Genomic DNA, 18,552 nt, shown 5'->3' with positions numbered 1-18,552 from the left:
GCGATTCAGGATGCCCCCGCGGGTTCGGCGGCCAGGCCCGCCCGGTCGCGCTCCACCTCCGCCCGGTACGCGGCCACCTCCCGCGACTGCCGGTCGGCGTCCCAGCCCAGCAGCGGGGCGAGCAGGGCGGCGACGGCCGGGGCGGCCGGCAGGCCGGCGTCGCTGCGCTCGATCGCCAGGTGGGTGCGGCGGTGCAGGACGTCGGCGAGCGTGAGCGCGCCCTCGTGCGTGACCGCCCGCCGGAACTCCACGGGGAGGTAGCCGGCGATCGGCTCGCCGAGCGCGGGGTCGGTGTGGATCGGCGCGAGAACGTCCGGCAGCTCGTCGCCGTATCGGTGCAGCATCCGGCGCACGTGCTCCTCGGCCACCCCGTGCTCCGCGGCGAGCCGCGCCACCCGGTTGCCGACGGCCTGCCACCCGGCGGCGCCCACGAGCGGGAGGCTCGCGGTGGGGGACGCGGGCAGCCCGGTGCCCATGGCGCGGCCCACGGCGTCGACGGCGTCGCGCGCCATCCGCCGGTAGGTCGTGTACTTGCCCCCGACCACCGTGACCATCCCGGCGGGCTCCTCGACGACCGTGTGGTCGCGGGAGAGCGCCGACGTGGTTGCGGCGTCCTTCGCGATCGGCGCGAGCAGCGGCCGCAGCCCCGCGAACGTGCCGAGCACGTCCTCGCGCGAGAGCGGGCGGGCGAGGTAGCGGTTGACGTTGCGCAGCAGGTAGTCGACGTCCTCCCGCTCGACGGTGGGGGCGCGGCGGTCGCCGTCGTACGCGGTGTCGGTGGTGCCGAGGAGCCAGTGCCCGAACCACTTCCGCAGGATGATCACCGAGTCCTCGGCGCGGGCCAGGATGCCGGTCCGCGAGTCGAACGCTTCCTGGTCCACGAGCAGGTGCACGCCCTTGGCCGGCTGCACCGCGAACGTCGGCGGGCCGGCCATCGCCTGGATGTCGGCCGCCCACACGCCCGCTGCGTTGACCACCACCGACGCCGCGACGTCGAACCGGCTGCCGGACACCGTGTCCTCGGCGGAGACGCCGGTGACGCGCGGTCCGTCCCGGATCACGTCCACCACGGGCGCGTGGCTGAGCACGACGGCCCCGTGCGCCGCGGCCGTGCGGGCCACGGCGAGCGTGTGGCGGGCGTCGTCCATGCGCCCGTCGTAGTACTGCAGCGCCCCGGTGACGACGCGCGGGTCGAGGCCGGGCGCCTCCCGCAGCGCGCCGCGGCGGCTCAGGTGGCGGTGGTGCGGCACGCCGCCCCGGCCGCCGGTCCGCCCCGCCGCGGCCATCAGGTCGTAGAGCAGCACGCCCGCGCCGATGTAGGGCCGCTCCCAGTGCTTCGTCAGCGGGAACAGGAACGGTTCCGGTGTGACCAGGTGCGGGGCGAGCGTGCGGACCATCAGGTCGCGTTCGTGCAGCGCCTCGGCGACGAGCGTGAAGTTCAGCTGCTCGAGGTAGCGCAGGCCGCCGTGCACGGTCTTGCCCGAGCGGGACGACGTGCCCGACGCGAGATCGCCCGCCTCGAGCAGCACGACCGACAGGCCTCGGGCCGCGGCGTCGAGGGCGACACCGGCCCCGGTGACCCCGCCACCGACCACCGCGACGTCGAACGAGCCGCCCTTCACGGCGGCGAGGGCGGCCTCCCGGGCGGCGGGGGAGAGGACGGCGGTCATCGCGCCACCGCCGCCGACGCCCGCCGCGTGGCCCAGAACGGCCGCGCCGCCTGCACGTGGTCGAGGTAGCGGGCGTAGCCGTCGGTGTAGAACGCCTGCCGGGCCGGGTCGGGTTCGACGACGTCCTCCGGCGCGGTCCAGGTCTCGGCGTCGAGGTCCTCGCCGCGGGCGGCGGCCGCGCAGAGCACGGCGCCGCGGGCCCCGACCTCGGGGGTGCGGGCGAGTTCGAGCGGGACGCCGAGCACGTCGGCGAACACCTGCAGCCACGGCCGTGACCGGGTGCCCCCGCCGGCCGCGACGATCCGCGAGGCCCCTCCTGCGGCGTCGAAGCAGTGCCGCGCCGCGTACGCGAGGCCCTCGCACATCGCCCGCAGCAGATCGTCCCGGGTGGTGGTCAACCGCACACCCGTGACCTGTCCGGACGCGTGCGGGTCCACGAACGGGGCCCGCTCGCCGGACGTCGCCAGGTAGGGCAGCACCTCCACGCCGCCCGCGCCGGGCGGGCTGACCCCGAGCGCGGCGTCGATCGCCTCGACGCCGAGGCCGAGGGTCTGCAGCATCCAGTCCATCGACGCCGTGCCGACCATCGCCGGCATCGCCCGCAGCCAGCGGCCGGGCTCGCCCGTGGCCACCGAGAACCCGGCGGGATCGCCGCCGGTGGCGAGCTCGTCGACGTGGACCATGCAGCCCAGCGTCGTGCCGACGATCAGCAGCGCGTCACCGACCTCCCGCACCCCGCCGCCGCGGGCGCAGGCGGGGAAGTCGAAGGGCCCCGAGCTGATCGGCGTGCCGGCGGGCAGCCCGAGCAGCTCGGCGCCCGCGGCCGAGAGCGGCCCCTGGGGGACCGGGAGGGTGATCGGCGCGAGCAGGTCGCGGCGGTGGGCGAGCCCCATCGCGCCGAGTGCGTCGTCGCTGTAGCCGGTGCCGGTGCCGTCGCCGAAGGGCAGCGAGCTGTCGCTGGGGTCGGTGGCGCGCTCGCCGGTGAGCCGGGTGAACACGGCGTCCTTGCACGCGCCCGCCGTGGTGGCCCGGTCCAGGACGTCCGGCTCGTGCTCGTCGAGCCAGGCCAGCAACGGCCCGGGCGCGCCGGGGAAGACCGTCGTGCCGTTGACGCGGAAGATGCGCTCGGTCACGCCCTCGGCGTTCCAGCGGCCGAGGATCCCGCTCGCACGGCCGTCGAGCCACGAGAGCGCGGGCCGCACGGCCCGGCCGGCCTCGTCGGTGACCCAGCAGCCGTCGCCCTGGCCGGTGATCGCGACGACGTGCGGGGTGTTCCCGGCCGCGACCTCGCGGGTGACCTCGGCGATCGCCGTGACGATCGCGTCGAGGTCCTGCTCCACCCCGTCGTCGGCGGCGTGCACGAGCTCCAGCGGCCGCCCCGCGACGGCAAGGGCCTCGCCGCCGTCGTCGAAGAGGGCGGCCTTCACCACCGACGTGCCGGCGTCGATGCCGAGCCAGGTGCGCGTCATGACTTGTCCGGCACCGTCTGCCCGTAGGTGGTCAGCTTCTCCGCGACGCGGGCGATCTCGTCGTCGGGCAGGATGTTCGGCTGCCCGAGCAGCTTCGCCTGGTAGTACATCCGGCACACCCACTCCAGGTAGACGCTGCGGGTGTAGGCCTTCGCGATGCTCTCGCCGTAGGTGGTGGCGCCGTGGTTCTGCAGGATGGCGCCGAAGCGGCCCTTCATCGCCTCCACGCTGTTGTCGGCCAGTTCGGGGCTGCCGAACGTCGCGTAGGGCGCCACCCGGACCGGCCCGCCGAGCAGCGCCACCATGTAGTGCACCGCGGGCAGCTCGTCGACCACCGCGGAGAGGGTGCTGGCGTAGAGCGGGTGGGTGTGCACCACCGCCTTCGCGTCGGTGCTCCGGTAGACCGACGTGTGCATCGGCACCTCCGACGACGGGTCGAGCCCGTCCTCGAGGCGGTTGCCGTCCAGGTCGATCACGCAGATCGACTCCGGGGTCAGGTCCTCGTAGGCCGCGCCGCTCGGCGTGATCGCGATGTGGTCGCCGGAACGGATCGACAGGTTGCCCGAGGTGCCGACGGTCAGCTCGTCGGCCTGCATCCGGCGGCAGTACTCCACCAGCTGGACGCGTTCGTCGTGCAGGAGCATGGGCGATCCTCTCGATGTCTTCTCAGCCAGCGTCTTCTCACTCAGCCGGCACCGCTCGCGACCTCCACGAGCACGTCGTTCTCGCGCAGCGCGGCCAGGTCACGGGGGGAGGCACCGGCGTCGACGACGACCGTCGCGAACCGGTGCAGCGGCAGCAGCCGGTGCAGGGCGTTGCGGGTGAGTTTCGTGTGGTCGATCAGCAGGTGGCTGCGCGCGGCGACGTCCACCATGGCGCGCTTCACCGCGACGATCTTGTCCTCCTGGTGGAAGGCGTAGCCGTCGCTCACCGCGGACGTGCTGACGAACGCGGCGTCGAAGCGCATGGACTGCACCGCGTCCACGCAGGTGGACCCCAGGAACGAGTCGTGCTGCACGTCGTAGTGCCCGCCGAGCGCCACCACCTGCACGTCGCGCATCCTGGCGAGCTCGATGAGCGCGGCGAGGTAGTTGGTGGCGACCGTGAGCGGTGCGAGCGCGGCGAGGTGGGGGAGCATCTGCAGCGCGGTGGTGGAGTCGTCCAGGAGCACCGACATCCCGGGCTCGACGTGGCGGCACGCGTGCTGCGCGATGAGCCGCTTGGCCTCCATGTTGGCCTTGGCCCGGTACTCGACGTTGGACTCGAAGGTGCCGCTCGGCTGCGCGGTGGCCACCCCGCGCGCCTTGCGGAGCACCCCCTGGCGCTGCAGCTCGTCGAGATCGCGGTGGATCGTCATCACGGACACGCCGAACGTCTCGGCGAGCTCCTGGGCGGAGACCGAGCCGGTGGTGAGCACGAGGTCGGTGATCCGGGCCTGGCGACCGTCGGGTCCGAGCGTCCGCGGCGCGTCCGGAACGGGGCCCGTCGCGTCCACCTCCCGCTCGGTCACCGCTCGCCTCCATCCTCGGCCTGTTGCGACTGGCATCACAGCGCGCGAAGCACGATCCGTCAAGCTTCGATGTGAACAACGCTGCTTTCTCTGTGAAGTTCGGGTCGGACGTGATCCAGGCCGGCCAGCACTTCACGGATCGCAGTGTGACAACAACGTGTTGACGTGAGATGAGGGCCGTCCTACTGTGTCGCCGCGCATAGCGCGACGACCCGAAGGAGCACCGGTGCCCGATCCCGCGCCCGTCGACGCCCCCCTCTGGGTGGGGGTCGACCTCGGCACCCAGGGTGTGCGCGCCGTGCTCGTCGACGGGTCCGGCGCGGTGCTCGGCAGCGGCTCGGCGCCCCTGTCGAGCGACGTGCGCGCGGGTGAGCGGCACGAGCAGGACCCCGCCGACTGGTGGCGCGCCACCTGCATCGCCACCCGCGCCGCGCTCGCCGGGCGTGGCGGGCGCCCCGTGGGCGGCGTGAGCATCGACTCGACGTCCGGCACCCTCGTCGTCCAGGACGAGCGCGGCCACGCCGCGGGCCCCGCGCTGATGTACGACGACCGGCGCGCCGCCGCGGAGGCCGCGCGCGTCCAGGACGAGGGCGCCGAGCTGTGGACCGCGCTCGGCTACCGGATGCAGGCGAGCTGGGCGCTGCCGAAGGTGACGTGGCTCGTCGCCCGGGGCGCCGTCCCGGCCGGGCACCGGCTCGCCCACCAGGCCGACCACATCGGTGCGCTCCTCGCCGGGCACCCCGTGCCCACCGACTGGAGCCACGCGCTGAAGACCGGGTACGACCTGCTCGCCGCCGCATGGCCCGGCGCCGTGCTCGACCGGCTGGGTGTCGACCCGGCCGTGCTGCCGCCCGTGGTGGCGCCGGGGGAGCGGGTCGCCACGGTGGCCGCGGCCGCCGCCGAGGAGACGGGCATCCCGGCCGGCACGCCGATCGTCGCCGGCATGACCGACGGCTGCGCCGCCCAGGTGGCCACTGCCGCGCTGGAACCGGGCCGGTGGTGCTCCGCGCTGGGCACCACGCTGGTGCTGAAGGGGTCCACGCGCGACCTGCTGCACGACCCGTCCGGCGCGGTGTACTGCCACCGCAACCCCGACGGCGGCTGGCTGCCCGGCGGTGCCTCCAGCACCGGCGCAGGCGTCCTCGCGAGCGAGCTCCCCGGCGCCGACCTCGACGAGCTGACCGCGCGGGCGCGGGAGCGAGGGGTACCCGCGGGCACCACCTACCCCCTGGCGGGCCGGGGGGAGCGGTTCCCGTTCGTCGCGGACGGCGCCGAGGGGTTCGACGTCGGGGCTCCCGCCGACCCGGATCCGGCCACCCGGTTCCAGCGCGTGGCGCACGGCGTCGCGTACGTGGAGCGGCTGGCGTTCGACGTGCTCGCCGGGCTGGGCGCCGACGTCTCCGGCCCGGTCGTCGCCACCGGCGGCACCAGCCGCAACGACTGGTGGACACAGCTGCGCGCCGACGTGCTGCAGCGCCCGGTCGCGGTGCCGGAACACGCGGGCTCGGCGATCGGCTCGGCCGTGCTCGCCGCGGCCCCGCCCGGGCGGCTCGCCGCCACCGCCGCCGCCATGGTGCGGATGCGGCGCCGGTTCGAGCCGGACCCGTCCCGGGCGGACGAGCTGACGGAGGGCTACGAGCGGCTGGTCGTGGCGCTCGAGGACCGCGGCTGGCTCGAGCGGGGACACGCGAGGTTCCTGAACGCCGAGACCGCAGGCGGAGCCGCGTCATGAGCGCCACCGAGCTCACCCTCGTCCGCCACGGGCGGACGATCTGGCACGCCGAGAACCGCTACACGGGCGTGAGCGACGTCCCGCTGGACGAGGTCGGCCGCGCACAGGCCGACGCGCTCGCCGGTTGGGCCCGCCGCCAGCAGTTCGACGTGCTCGTCTGCTCTCCGGTGCCGCGTGCCGTGGCCACCGCCGCACCGGTGGCCGCGGCGCTCGGGCTCGAGCCCGAGACGGTGCCCGATCTGCGGGAGGTCGACTTCGGCATCGCCGAAGGCCGCACCCTGTCCGAGCTGCGCGTGAGCTGCCCCGCGGCGGCCGAGGCGTTCGTCGCGGACCCGGTCGCGAACCCCTTCCCGGGTGCCGAGCCGCCCTCCACCGCCGCCGAGCGCGCGGTCGCCGCCCTGCGCGGGATCGCCGAGCGCCACGCAGGCCGGTCCGTGCTGGTGGTCGCGCACAACACGCTCCTGCGCCTGGCGCTCTGCGCGTGGCTGGGCATCCCGCTCGCGCGCTACCGGGCCGTGCTGCCGCGGCTGGAGAACACCGCTGCCACCCGCCTGCGCGTGCCGGCCGACCCCGCCGCCCCGCCGGCGCTGCTGGCCCTCAACGTCCCGACCTCTCCGGCCGTCACCGCAGACGAGCCGGCCCCGACCGCAGGGAGGACCGCATGACCCGCCGCGAGCTCTGGACCCCCACCCGACGCGACGTGCTGCGCATGTTCGGCGTCGGCGGCGCTGCCGTCGGCGCGTCGTCGCTGCTCGCCGCCTGCGGCCTCGGCACCGGTGGCGGCCCCGCGACCGAGAACGGCGCCGCCGAGGTCAGCGGCGGGTTCGACTGGCGCAAGGCCGAGGGCACCGAGATCTCGGTGCTGCAGACGCCGCACCCGTACCAGGTGGCGTTCCAGCCGCTCTTCGCCGAGTTCACCGAGCTCACCGGCATCACGGTGAAGGCCGACCTCGTGGCCGAGGCCGACTACTTCACGCGCCTCAACACCGAGCTCGCGAGCGGCGCCGGCAACTACGACGCGTTCATGACCGGCGCCTACTTCATCTGGACCTACGGTCCTCCCGGGTGGATGGAGGACCTCAAGCCGTGGCTGGAGAACACCTCGGCCACCAACCCGGACTACGACTTCGACGACATCTACGAGGGTCTGCGCCGGTCCACCTCGTGGGACTTCCAGGTCGGCAGCCCCCTCGGCACGGGTGGGCAGTGGGCGATCCCGTGGGGCTTCGAGACCAACGTCCTCTGCTACAACAAGGCCGAGTTCGACCGCCGCGGGATCCGGCCCGCCGAGACCTTCGACGAACTCATCCAGCTCGCCACCGACCTCACCGACCGGGCCAACAACAAGTACGGCATCGCGTTCCGCGGGTCCCGGTCGTGGGCCACCATCCACCCGGGCTTCATGACCCAGTTCACCCGCGAGGGGTGCAAGGACTACGAGCTGCACGGCGACCAGCTGCAGGCCACCATGAACTCGCCGCAGGCCGTCGACTTCACGCGCAAGTGGGTGGAGCTCGCCCGCTCCGCCGGGCCGACGTCGTGGACGAACTACGAGTACCCGGACTGCACCGGTGACCTGGGCGCGGGCACCGCGATGATGGTGTACGACGCCGACTCGGCCACGTACCCGCAGAACATCGCCGGCAACAGCGCGCAGGCGGGCAACCTCGCGTGGCACCCCGGCCCCGCCGGCCCGGACGGCAACTACGGCACCAACCTCTGGACGTGGTCGCTCGCCATGAACTCCGCGTCGCAGAAGAAGCTCGCCGCGTGGCTGTTCATCCAGTGGGCCACCGGCAAGGACGCCCAGACCAAGGCCGTGCGGACCGGGCAGGCAGGCTTCGCCGACCCCACCCGCAAGTCGGTCTTCGAGGGCGCCTTCCAGCAGACCCTCGGCGGCTTCCCCGGCTACCAGGAGACCTTCGAGAAGGTCATCGGCTCCACCGACATCAAGTTCACCCCGCAGACGCAGTTCTTCGAGACCACCGAGGACTGGGCGGTGGCGCTGCAGGACATCTACGCGGGCCAGGACGCGAAGACGAGGCTCGACGCACTGGCGGCGGCCAACACGGCGGCCGTGAACAAGGCGGGCTGACGTGTCGACCCGCCGGGGCCTCTCCCGTATCGCAGCGAGGTGGCTCTGCTCCGGTTCCACCGCAGCAGGGTGGCCTTGTCCCGGCTCGGGTGGGGGTGCGCCGTGACCACCACCGCCCCACCGAGGACTCCGGCACCGGTCGTGCGGCGCGAGCCACGGCCGGTGCCGGCCTGGCGGCGCTCGCTGCGGCCGTACGTGCTGTCGATCCCGGCAGTGTTGATCATCGTCGGGATCCTGTACCCGTTCGTGCTCGGCGCCTACTACGCGTTCCTCAACTACGCGGCGGTGGTGCGGCGGCCGGTGTTCGTCGGGCTGCAGAACTTCGGGGAGATCCTCTCCGACCCGGCGTTCTGGTCGAGCGTGCGGGTGACGCTGGTCTACGCCGTGGTCGCCACCGTGGTCGAGACGGTGCTGGGGATCGGGATCGCGCTGCTGCTCAACCGCTCGAGCCTGGTCGGGCGGATCTTCGAGCGGGTGCTGATCCTGCCTCTGATGATCGCGCCGGTGATCGCGGGCGTGATCTGGGGGCTGATGTTCAACCCGCAGTACGGCGTCCTGAACTACGTGCTGGGTCTCGGCTCGACGTTCGACTGGCTCGGCGAGGGCACCGCGATCTGGTCGGTGATCCTCGTCGACGTCTGGATCTACACGCCGTTCGTGGCGATCCTGGTGCTGGCCGGGATCCGGTCGCTGCCGAAGGAGCCGTTCGAGGCGTCCGCGGTGGACGGGGCGAGCTGGTTCTACATGTTCCGGCGGCTGATGCTGCCGATGATGTGGCCCTACATCCTGGTCGCGGTGATCTTCCGCTTCATGGACTCGCTGAAGATCTTCGACCACGTGTTCGTGCTGACGGCGGGTGGCCCGGGTGACGCCACGCGCACGCTGCAGATCGGCGCGTACCAGAACTCGATCATCCAGCTGCAGTACTCGCAGGGCAGCACGTACATGTTCCTGCTCTGGGTGATCGTCTTCCTGACCGCCCGCTACCTGGTGAGCGTGCTGGGCAAGGCCCAGCGGCGCGCCGCAGGATCGGAGGACTAGTGGCTTCGAGGGAGCTGGGGCCGGGGCAGCGGCGGTTCTCGCCCGCGTCGGTCGGCGCCGACGCCGCGCTGCTGGTGTGGTTCGTGTTCTCGCTGTTCCCGCTGGTCTGGATGGTGCTGCTGGCGCTCAAGACCAACGCGGAGCAGATCAGCACCTACTTCGCGTTCACGCCGACGCTGTCGAACTTCGCCACCGTCCTCTCGGACGAGGGCGAGCGGCTGACCAGCGTGAACTTCACCGACGCGCTGCTCACGAGCGTGATCAACTGCGTGGGCGCGGTGATCGTCTCGCTCGTGATCGGCATTCCCGCGGCGTACGCGGCGGGGCGCTGGCAGTACCGCGGCTCGAACGACGTGATGTTCACGATCCTGTCGTTCCGGTTCGCGCCCGAGCTGATGGTGATCGTGCCGCTCTTCGTCATCTACAACCAGATCGGCCTGTTCGACACGACCGTCGGCATGATCTGGGTGCTGCAGCTGGTGACGATGCCGCTGATCGTCTGGATCCTGCGCTCCTACTTCCAGGACATGCCGGCCGAGCTGGAGCAGGCCGCGCTGCTGGACGGGTACACGCGGCGCCGCGCGTTCGTCATGGTCGCGCTCCCGCTGGTGCGGCCGGGGATCGCGGCGGCGGCGCTGCTCGCGTTCATCTTCGCGTGGAACAACTACGTGTTCCCGCTGATCCTCACCGGTAGCCAGCACACGCCGGTGACCGTGGCCGTCACCCGGTTCCTGGGCGGCGGCGGGCAGGCCTACTACAACCTGACGGCCGCGGCCGCGCTGATCGCCGCGCTGCCGCCGCTGCTGGTTGCCCTGTCGATCCAGCGCTACCTGGTGCGCGGCCTCTCCTTCGGGGCGGTGAAGTCCTAGTGGGAACCCTCTCGGTCAAGGGCCTGACCGCGCGGTACGGCAAGACGGTGGCCCTGCGCGGGATCGATCTGGAGCTCGCCGACGGCGAGTTCTTCGTGATCCTCGGCCCCTCGGGCGCCGGCAAGACCACCACCCTCAAGAGCGTGGCCGGCCTCGTCGACCAGGTCGAGGGCGAGGTGCACATCGCGGGCCACGACATGACCGGCGTGGAGCCGTACGACCGCGGCGTCGCGATGGCGTTCGAGAGCTACGCGCTCTACCCGCAGAAGACGGTGGAGCAGAACCTCGCGTCGCCGCTGCGGTCCGGGCGGAACGGCACGTGGACGCCGCAGGAGCAGGCCGAGCGGATCAAGCAGGTGACCACCACGCTGGGCATCGACCACCTGCTCGCGCGCTACCCGCGCGAGCTGTCCAACGGGCAGCGCCAGCGCACCGCGCTGGGCCGGGTGCTGGTGCGTCCCGCCGAGGTCTACCTGCTCGACGAGCCGCTGTCGCACCTGGACGCCAAGCTGCGCGCCGCCATGCGCGCCGAGCTCAAGCAGCTCGGGGAGCTGTCCGGCACCACCACGCTCTACGTCACGCACGACTACCAGGAGGCACTCGCCCTCGGCGACCGGGTCGGGGTGCTGCGCGAGGGCAGGCTGGTCCAGGTCGGCACGCCCGCGCAGGTCTACGCGGAGCCGGTGGACACGTTCGTCGCCCGCGCAATCGGCCAGCCGGAGATGAACCTCCTGGACGCCGCGGTCGAGGCCGGCGTCGCCCGCGTCGGCGACGCCTTCACCGTCGGTGTGCCCGGGGACGCCGAGGGTGGGGCGCGGGTCGGGATCCGGCCCCGCGACCTCGAGATCGTGAACGGGACACCGCCCGCCGACCGGCTCGTGCTGCGCGGCCGGGTCGTGCTGGCCGAGCGCCTCGGCAGGTCGGTGGAGCTCGCCGTGGACGTGGCCGGGGTGCAGGTCATCACCGTCACGTCGGACCACCGCGTGCACGAGGGCGACGACCTCGCGCTCGCCGTCGAATGGGATCGCGTGCACGTCTTCGCCGCCGACGGCGCCCGGCTGGGCGCCGCCCGGCGGCCGGAGGGTGCCGCGCTCGCGGGAGGGACCCGATGACCGCGGCACCGACGACCGACGGCACGGCGCAGACCGGAACGGCACAGAGCCTGCGGCTCGAGTCGCTGCGCAAGACCTACACCGCGCGCGGGCGCGAGCCGTTCGAGGCCGTGAAGGGAATCGACCTCGACATCGAGCCGGGCGAGCTGGTGGCACTGCTCGGCCCGTCCGGGTGCGGGAAGACCACCACCCTGCGGATGATCGCCGGGCTGGAGACGGTGACGTCCGGGCGGATCGTGATCGGCGACCGCTCGGTGGGCGACCTGCCGCCGGGCAGGCGCAACGTCGGGGTCGGGTTCGAGAGCTACGCGCTCTACCCGCCGCTGACCGTGCGGGAGAACCTCGCCTACGGGCTCAAGGCACGCCGGGCGCGCGACGCGGACGCCCGCGTCGACGCGATCGCCGAGCGGCTCGAGATGACCGACCTGCTGGACATGCGCCCGGCCAACCTGTCCAGCGGGCAGAAGCAGCGGGTGGCGCTGGCCCGCGCGCTGGTGCGCAACCCGCCGGTGCTGCTGCTGGACGAGCCGCTCTCGCACCTGGACGCCGGGCAGCGCCAGCGGGTGCGCCGGGAGCTCAAGGTCCTGCAGCGCGAGTTCGGCTACACCACGATCGTCGTCACCCACGACCAGCTGGAGGCGCTGAGCCTCGCCGACCGGATGGCCGTGATGGACGCCGGCGTGATCAAGCAGTTCGGCACCCCGGACGAGGTCTTCGACCAGCCCGCCGACCGGTTCGTGGCCGACTTCGTGGGCGAGCCGTCCATCACGATGCTGCCCGGCGTCGGCACCGGCAGCGGTGTCCGGGTCGGGGGAGTGGGTGGGCTGGCGACGGCCGTGCGCGTCGCCGAGGGCCGCGACGTGCTGGTCGGGCTGCGCCCGCAGGACTGCCATCCGACCGAGGGCCCGGGCCTGGAGGGGACCGTTCTGGTGTTCGAGGACCTGCTCGAGTTCGGCCTGGCGACCGTGGAGCTTCCCGGGGTGGACACCCGGCTCGTCGCGCAGGTGGAGTCGGGGCACCCGCTGCGCGCGGGCGACCCGATCACGATCGCCGCGCCACCGGAACGCGTGCACGTGTTCGACCCGGCCACGGGGGAGCGCGTGCGATGAGGGTCGTCGTGTGTGCGGGGGACGGGTTCATCTCGTCCGACCTGCTCGCCCGCGCGCTCGCCGACGCGGGCGTCGAGGCGGAGTTCCGCCGGATCGACACCGCGTGGCCCACCGAGCCGTTCGGCTCCATGGACGGGGTGCGGGAGGCGGCCGGTGATCCGGCCCGGCTCGCGGAGCTGGTGCGCGGCGCCGACGCGCTGGTCACGCACCTGGCCCCGCTCACGGCCGAGGTCCTCGACGCCGGCCGGGGGAGCCTGCGGGTGGTCGGGGTGACCCGCGGTGGCCCGGTGAACGTCGACGTCTCCGCGGCCACCGCCGCCGGCGTGGTCGTGGCGCACCTGCCCGGGCGCAACCTGGGCGCCGTGGCCGAGTTCTGCGTCGGCACGATGATCTGCGCGATGCGCGGCCTCCCCGCCGCCGCCACCGAGCTCGCGGCCGGGCGCTGGGACGCCACCGGGTTCCGCTACGAGCGCACCGGGCTGGAGCTGCGGGCCGCGACGGTCGGGCTCGTCGGGCTGGGTGCGGTCGGGCTGCGGGTGGCGGAGCTGCTGCGCGGGTTCGGCTCCCGGGTGCTCGCGCACGACCCGTACGCCTCCGCGGAGGACGCCGAGCGGGTGGGCGTGCGGCTGGTGGACCTGCCGGAGCTGCTGGACACGAGCGATGTCGTCAGCCTGCACGCCCGGCTCACCCCCGAGACGAAGCAGATGATCGACGCGGCTGCGCTCGCCGCGATGCGGCCGGGGTCGGTGCTGGTCAACACCGCCCGGGGGGAGCTGGTGGACACCCGCGCCCTCGACGCCGCGCTGGAGTCCGGGCACCTGCGCGCCGCAGTGCTGGACGTGTTCGACCCGGAGCCGCCCGCCCCGGACGACCCGTTGCCCCGGCGGCCCGAGGTCTTCGCCACCCCGCACCTCGCGGGCGCGTCCCGCCAGGTGGCGGAGGAGTCGGCGGCCCGGATCGCGGCCGAGGTGGCGACGGTCCTCTCCGGGGGCCGCCCGACGAACTGCGCGAACCCGGAGGTGCTGGACCGGGCCGGGTGACCGGTGCCGGTGGGTCAGGCGCCGTCGCGATGCGCCTGCTGCGCCTCGTTCCAGGCGCGCCAGTTGCGGGTCGAGCGCCACAGCATCCACGCGGCGAAGAGGAAGCCGAAGAAGGCCGCGCGTGACGCGTCAGCACCCTTGATGAGCCCGAGGGGGAGCATGGCGAGGACGAGCGTCACCGTGGTCACCGACCAGGCCCGCGCGGGCAACAGCGGCCGCCCCACCCGCGGTTCCGCGGCGGGGTTCCCGGCGCGTTCCGACACCTGCATCCCCTCCTCGCACGGCTGCGATCGATCGCCCGGAGGTCGCGCTCGGGAAGCGCCCCGTTACCGGTAGCACCGAGCGGTGCCGCTCGACCGTTGTACGCGATCGAGGGTCGGAACGGCGGGAGCCGCTCCGGCCGGTGGCCTCCCCCGATCGGGTCCGGCCGGGGCCGATCACGGCGTGCGGACCACGCCGTCCGCGCTCGTGGCGGCGCGGACGAGCGCGGCGGTGGCCCGCGAGCGGGACTGCTGCGGCCACGCGATCGCCAACGTGAGGGGTGGCGCGTCCGGCACGGGACGGTACGCGATGCCGGGCCGGGAGTACCGGGCGGCGACGGACTCGGGCAGCACCTGGATGAGTTCGCCGAGCTCGACGAGCGTGAGCACCTGGGAGAGGTCGCGCACCCGGTGCGCGCGGGCGGCGGGCGTCAGATGGCGGCGGAACGCGGTCGGGTGGACGGGCTCGGCGGCGAGGCCGAGCTGGGCGAGGGTCACGGTCTCGCGGGCGGCGAGCGGGTGCGTGGCCGGGAGCGCGGCGATGCGTGGCTCCGCGATCAACGGCTCCGCGTCGAGGCCGGTGCGGTCGAACGGCTCGTGGACGAGCGCGACGTCGGCCTCGCCACGGCGCAGCAGCTGCGGTTGCTCGCCCCACTCGCACAGGCGGATCGCGACCGGCCGGGCGGCGGGGTCGGCCTCGTACCGCGCGAGGATGGCGTCCAGCATCCCGGCATGCCCGTCGGCCTTGATGGCGAGGACCAGCTTCGGGTCGGCGCTGCCCGCCCGCTGTGCCCGCCGCTGGGCGGCCTGCAGGGCGTCGAGCGCGATCCGGGCCTCCGCGAGCAGTTCGGCGCCCGCGGCGGTCAGCGTGACGCTGTGGGTGCTCCGCTCGAACAGCGCGACGCCCAGCTCGGTCTCGAGCTTGCGGATCGCGCGGGACAGCGGCGGCGCGGAGATGCCGAGCCGTTCGGCCGCGCGGGCGAAGTTGAGCTCTTCGGCGACCGCGACGAAGTAGCGCAGTGGTCGGGACTCCACGGGACTCCGATCGGTATTACCGCCAGGGTAACAAGTCGGAGCCCCGGGGTCCTTCAGTTCCGGTGCGCGGCGCCGCAGGGTGGATCGCATGATCGTCGTCACCACCCCCACCGGCCGGATCGGCCGTCATGTCCTCGGCCACGTCCTCGACGGGGCCGAGAAGGTCCGCGTGATCGTGCGCGACCCGGAACGACTCCCCGCGCCGGTGCGGGAGCGCGTCGACGTCGTGCGGGGCTCGCACGACGACCCCGGCGTCGTCGCCGAGGCGCTCGCCGGCGCCGGCAGCGTCTTCTGGTTGATCCCGCCGAACCCCCGCGCCCAGAGCGTCCAGGACCACGTGATCGACTTCGTCCGCCCGCTCTGCACCGCGATCGGCGACCACGGGGTCGAGCGCGTCGTCGCGGTCTCGACCCTGGGCCGGGGGATCACGAGGAACGCCGGGCTGGTGTCCGCGACCTACGCCATGGACGACCTGATCGAGAGCACCGGCGTGCACTACCGGTCGCTGTGCCCGCCGGCGTTCATGGAGAACCTGCTCTCGCAGGTCGAGACGATCAGGAGCCGGGGCACGTTCTTCGCACCGATCTCGGCGGACCGCAGGTTCCTCACCTGCGCCGTCCGCGACATCGCGGCCACCGCGGCCGCGCTGCTGCTCGACGGCTCCTGGACCGGGCAGGACAGCGTGCCGATCGTCGGCCCCGACCTGCTGTCCTACGAGGAGATGGCGCAGATCATGACGGAGGTGCTGCAGCGGCCGGTCCGCTTCCAGCAGATCTCCGGGGAGGCTTTCACGGCGGCGCTGCGGCGGGCCGGGGTGTCCGAGGCGTGGGCCGGGGGTGGCGCGGCCATCATGGCCGCGACCGATCGAGGCACCTACGTCGCCGAGGCCGGTTCGCCCGGGCCGACCGCTCCCACGAGCTTCCGCCAGTGGTGCGAGGAGGTCCTGGAACCAGCCGTGGGCTGACGCCCTCGTCCGATGCGCTGGCCTCGGGTCGTCAGCGCATCAGCGCGGCCAGCCATTCGCCCTCGTGGTGCCTGATGTAGGTCGTGTCCCGCTCCCAGACCTGGCCGTGGCCCTCCACCCACAGGCGGGCCCACGGTTGGGTGCCCGTGGCGTCGCCCGCGGCCAGCAGGTCGTACATCGCACGGGAGCGGCGGGCGAGCATGGGGGCCAGGCGGCGGCGCTGCTCCTCGTCGAGCCCGTAGGCGTCGGCGAGGACGCGGACGCGTTCGGCGGCGTCCGGCCGCTGCCACGCCGGGTCCGCGGACAGGGGCACGAACGCCTTCACCGCGTAGGCGAGGTCCCACAGCCGGGACCCGGGGCCCGCGACGTCCCAGTCGATGAAGATCCAGCTGCCTCCGCCGGTCACGAGGTTCCACGGCGCCAGGTCGTGGTGCGCGATGATCTCGCCGCCTCCGTCGTCCTCGGGCGGGATGGCCACCCGCCAGGCCGCGTCCGGCGGCGGGGTGAAGCCGGCGACCGCGTCGTGGAAGTCGCGGATCATCCGGCCGACCCGCGCGAGCCGGGTACGCGGCTCGACCTCGGCGAACCGGTCCGGCCACGCCGTCGCGCCCGGCACGAACCCGAGCACCTCGCGGCCCTGCTCGTCGAGCCCGAGCGGGCGCGGCGCCCCGGTGAAGCCCGCGTCGTGCAGGTGGGTCAGCAGGGCGTGCACGGCCGGGGTCCAGGGGCCTGCCGGGCGGCGGACGGTGTCGCCCACCCGGACGACCCCGGCGCTGACGTTGCCCCCGGCGAGCGGGATCTCTTCGAGCACCACCCGAGCATCGCGTGATCGGGCACCGCGGTCCTGATCACCCGGAAATCGTGACAGCACTTGTATAAGTGCTGTTACGATTCGCGCCGTGGCCCAGCCGCCGGACCCGACCGAGCAGAACCGCTGGCGCCCGCTGCGCCAGCTGCTGGACGCCATGGACGCCGACATCGCCCGCCTCTACACCGAGCGCGGCATCACGGGGGTGCGGCCGCGGTTCGTCGCCCCGCTGATCCGGCTCGGCCGCCGGGGCGGGATGACGATCCGGCAGCTGGCCGACTCGCTGGAGGTCACCCACTCGGCGATGAGCCAGACCGTCGCGGCCCTGCGGCGCGACGGCCTGGTGAGCACCGCGGCGGGGGCCGACGCCCGCACCCGCGAGGTGACGCTCACCGAACGGGCGCGTGAGCTGCTTCCCTTCCTCGAAGCCGAGTGGCGGGCCACCGAGCAGGTGGTCGCCGAGCTGGATGCGGAGATCCCGTACGCGCTCACCCGGGTGGTGCAGGACCTGCAGGCAGCGCTGCAGCGCCGCTCGTTCCACGACCGGATCGCCGACCGGATCGGGGACGCGTGAAGCTCCTCCTCGACGCCCGGCCGCTGCGCTCCAGCCCACCGTTCCGCCGGGTGTGGGTGGGCAACGCCCTCTCGACGGTGGGCGGCCAGCTCGCCGTCGTCGCCGTTCTGCAGCAGACGTGGGAGCTCACCGGCAGCCCGGTCGCGGTCGGCGCCATCGGGCTCGCCCAGGCCGTGCCGATGATCGTGTTCGGGCTGGTGGGCGGCGCGCTCGCCGACGCCGTCGACCGCAGGCGCCTGGTCCTCGTCACGACGCTCGGCCAGATGGTGGTCGCCGGGTTGCTGGCCGTGCAAGCGTTCGCCGGGGTCGGTTCGCTCTCCGTGCTGCTCGCCCTGGTGGCGCTGCAGTCGGCGGCCGGTGCGCTCGGCGCCCCCGCCCGCCGCACGTTCGCGGCCCGGCTGCTGCCCGCCGACCAGGTCGGGGCCGGCCTCGCGCTGTTCAACCTCGGCTTCCAGGTCTCCATGCTGGTGGGGCCGGCGATCGCCGGGGTCATGGCGGCCCGCTTCGGGGTGGGCGCCTGCTACGCCGTCGACACGCTGACCTTCCTCGCCGCGCTCTACGGCGTGGTGCGCCTCCCGCCGCTTCCGCCCGACGGTGCGGCCACCCGGCCGGGCGTCGCGGCCGTCGTCGCGGGGTGGCGGTTCATCCTCGGCCGGCCGGTGCTCGCGGGAGCGTTCCTCACCGACGTGATCGCCACGGTGCTCGCGATGCCGATCGCGCTCTTCCCCGTGGTCAACGCCGAGCGCTTCGGCGGCGACCCGCAGACCCTCGGCCTGTTCCTCTCGGCGATCGCCGTCGGCGGGATCGTCGCCGGGCTCGCGTCCGGGACGGTCACGCGGTCCCGCCGGCCCGGCCTCGTCATGCTCGTGGCGGCCGGGATCTGGGGCGTGGCGCTGGCAGCGTTCGGATGGGCGCCGTCGGCGTGGCTCGCGCTCGGCTGCCTCGCGGTCGCGGGCGCCGCCGACACGATCTCGGTGATCTCCCGCGGCGCGCTCGTGCAGCTCGCCACGCCGGATGTCTACCGCGGCCGGGTCAGCGCGGTCGAGGACATCGTGGGAATGGCCGGCCCGTACCTGGGCAACTTCCGGGCCGGCTTGGTGGCCGGGGCCACCACGGCGGGCTTCGCCGCGGTCTCGGGCGGTCTCCTCTGCGTGCTGGGAATCGCGTTGGTCGCCCTGACGACTCCCGCGCTCCGCCGCCCCGCGATGTCAGCAAAGCCACTTTCACGACGCCAGACGTCATGAAAGTGGCTTTGCTGACACCG

Annotated in this window: 18 protein-coding genes; 11 read left to right on the top strand and 7 right to left on the bottom strand. The window is 73.8% G+C overall.

Translation table 11 applies throughout. The features are described from left to right. Positions 1–5: 5 nt before the first annotated feature. Genes ABEA81_RS32650 through ABEA81_RS32635 form a run of 4 tightly spaced genes read right to left on the bottom strand, consistent with a single transcriptional unit; the run spans position 6 to position 4,649 of the window. A complete protein-coding gene (locus tag ABEA81_RS32650) occupies positions 6–1,670 on the bottom strand; it encodes a glycerol-3-phosphate dehydrogenase/oxidase (RefSeq protein ID WP_345610495.1) in 1,665 nt (554 codons plus the stop codon). Beyond that, positions 1,667–3,139 carry an FGGY-family carbohydrate kinase gene (locus ABEA81_RS32645; RefSeq protein ID WP_345610494.1) on the bottom strand — a complete coding sequence of 491 codons (1,473 nt, stop codon included), beginning with the start codon at positions 3,137–3,139 and terminating at the stop codon, positions 1,667–1,669. The genes ABEA81_RS32650 and ABEA81_RS32645 overlap by 4 nt, the downstream gene beginning before the upstream one ends. Next, a complete protein-coding gene (locus ABEA81_RS32640) occupies positions 3,136–3,783 on the bottom strand; it encodes a class II aldolase/adducin family protein (RefSeq protein WP_345610493.1) in 648 nt (215 codons plus the stop codon). The genes ABEA81_RS32645 and ABEA81_RS32640 overlap by 4 nt, the downstream gene beginning before the upstream one ends. 41 nt (positions 3,784–3,824) lie before the next feature. After that, positions 3,825–4,649 (bottom strand): DeoR/GlpR family DNA-binding transcription regulator, encoded by an 825-nt coding sequence (locus tag ABEA81_RS32635; RefSeq protein ID WP_345610491.1) that lies wholly within the window; start codon positions 4,647–4,649, stop codon positions 3,825–3,827. A 226-nt stretch (positions 4,650–4,875) separates the two neighbouring features. On the opposite strand from ABEA81_RS32635, the gene ABEA81_RS32630 reads away from it, so the two are divergent. Genes ABEA81_RS32630 through ABEA81_RS32595 form a run of 8 tightly spaced genes read left to right on the top strand, consistent with a single transcriptional unit; the run spans position 4,876 to position 13,647 of the window. Continuing rightward, positions 4,876–6,381 (top strand): FGGY-family carbohydrate kinase, encoded by a 1,506-nt coding sequence (locus tag ABEA81_RS32630; RefSeq protein WP_345610490.1) that lies wholly within the window; start codon positions 4,876–4,878, stop codon positions 6,379–6,381. Next, a complete protein-coding gene (locus ABEA81_RS32625) occupies positions 6,378–7,046 on the top strand; it encodes a histidine phosphatase family protein (protein WP_345610488.1) in 669 nt (222 codons plus the stop codon). The genes ABEA81_RS32630 and ABEA81_RS32625 overlap by 4 nt, the downstream gene beginning before the upstream one ends. Further along, positions 7,043–8,476 (top strand): ABC transporter substrate-binding protein, encoded by a 1,434-nt coding sequence (locus ABEA81_RS32620; RefSeq protein WP_345610487.1) that lies wholly within the window; start codon positions 7,043–7,045, stop codon positions 8,474–8,476. Before ABEA81_RS32625 ends, ABEA81_RS32620 begins: the two co-directional genes overlap by 4 nt. A gap of 39 nt (positions 8,477–8,515) precedes the next feature. After that, on the top strand, positions 8,516–9,517 hold the full coding sequence (locus ABEA81_RS32615; protein ID WP_345610486.1) for a carbohydrate ABC transporter permease: 1,002 nt from the start codon (positions 8,516–8,518) through the stop codon (positions 9,515–9,517). Continuing rightward, positions 9,517–10,386 (top strand): carbohydrate ABC transporter permease, encoded by an 870-nt coding sequence (locus ABEA81_RS32610; RefSeq protein WP_345610484.1) that lies wholly within the window; start codon positions 9,517–9,519, stop codon positions 10,384–10,386. The genes ABEA81_RS32615 and ABEA81_RS32610 overlap by 1 nt, the downstream gene beginning before the upstream one ends. Then, complete coding sequence (locus ABEA81_RS32605; protein ID WP_345610483.1) at positions 10,386–11,498, top strand: ABC transporter ATP-binding protein; 1,113 nt, start codon at positions 10,386–10,388, stop codon at positions 11,496–11,498. Before ABEA81_RS32610 ends, ABEA81_RS32605 begins: the two co-directional genes overlap by 1 nt. After that, complete coding sequence (locus ABEA81_RS32600; RefSeq protein WP_345610481.1) at positions 11,495–12,607, top strand: ABC transporter ATP-binding protein; 1,113 nt, start codon at positions 11,495–11,497, stop codon at positions 12,605–12,607. The genes ABEA81_RS32605 and ABEA81_RS32600 overlap by 4 nt, the downstream gene beginning before the upstream one ends. After that, positions 12,604–13,647 (top strand): NAD(P)-dependent oxidoreductase, encoded by a 1,044-nt coding sequence (locus ABEA81_RS32595; protein ID WP_345610480.1) that lies wholly within the window; start codon positions 12,604–12,606, stop codon positions 13,645–13,647. The genes ABEA81_RS32600 and ABEA81_RS32595 overlap by 4 nt, the downstream gene beginning before the upstream one ends. A 14-nt stretch (positions 13,648–13,661) precedes the next feature. Here the strand turns inward: ABEA81_RS32595 and ABEA81_RS32590 are convergent, their stop codons facing one another. Beyond that, complete coding sequence (locus tag ABEA81_RS32590) at positions 13,662–13,910, bottom strand: hypothetical protein (protein WP_345610479.1); 249 nt, start codon at positions 13,908–13,910, stop codon at positions 13,662–13,664. A gap of 174 nt (positions 13,911–14,084) precedes the next feature. Beyond that, a complete protein-coding gene (locus tag ABEA81_RS32585; RefSeq protein WP_345610477.1) occupies positions 14,085–14,942 on the bottom strand; it encodes a LysR family transcriptional regulator in 858 nt (285 codons plus the stop codon). An 88-nt stretch (positions 14,943–15,030) separates the two neighbouring features. Here ABEA81_RS32585 and ABEA81_RS32580 point away from each other — a divergent pair, with 88 nt between their 5' ends. Continuing rightward, complete coding sequence (locus ABEA81_RS32580) at positions 15,031–15,906, top strand: NmrA family NAD(P)-binding protein (protein ID WP_345610476.1); 876 nt, start codon at positions 15,031–15,033, stop codon at positions 15,904–15,906. Positions 15,907–15,937: 31 nt separating this feature from the next. Here the strand turns inward: ABEA81_RS32580 and ABEA81_RS32575 are convergent, their stop codons facing one another. Beyond that, on the bottom strand, positions 15,938–16,717 hold the full coding sequence (locus ABEA81_RS32575) for a phosphotransferase (protein ID WP_345610475.1): 780 nt from the start codon (positions 16,715–16,717) through the stop codon (positions 15,938–15,940). 88 nt (positions 16,718–16,805) lie between these two features. Between ABEA81_RS32575 and ABEA81_RS32570 the strand changes: the two genes are divergently transcribed. Both ABEA81_RS32570 and ABEA81_RS32565 read left to right on the top strand, forming a co-directional pair. After that, on the top strand, positions 16,806–17,288 hold the full coding sequence (locus ABEA81_RS32570) for a MarR family winged helix-turn-helix transcriptional regulator (RefSeq protein ID WP_425570770.1): 483 nt from the start codon (positions 16,806–16,808) through the stop codon (positions 17,286–17,288). Then, positions 17,285–18,532 carry an MFS transporter gene (locus tag ABEA81_RS32565; protein ID WP_345610473.1) on the top strand — a complete coding sequence of 416 codons (1,248 nt, stop codon included), beginning with the start codon at positions 17,285–17,287 and terminating at the stop codon, positions 18,530–18,532. The genes ABEA81_RS32570 and ABEA81_RS32565 overlap by 4 nt, the downstream gene beginning before the upstream one ends. Positions 18,533–18,552: the final 20 nt, after the last annotated feature.

Origin of the sequence: Pseudonocardia adelaidensis (assembly GCF_039543345.1) — a bacterium.
In the GTDB taxonomy this organism is placed as follows: domain Bacteria; phylum Actinomycetota; class Actinomycetes; order Mycobacteriales; family Pseudonocardiaceae; genus Pseudonocardia; species Pseudonocardia adelaidensis.
The sequence above is the reverse complement of the archived record's forward strand: the minus strand, read 5'-3'. Positions and strand labels throughout refer to the sequence as shown.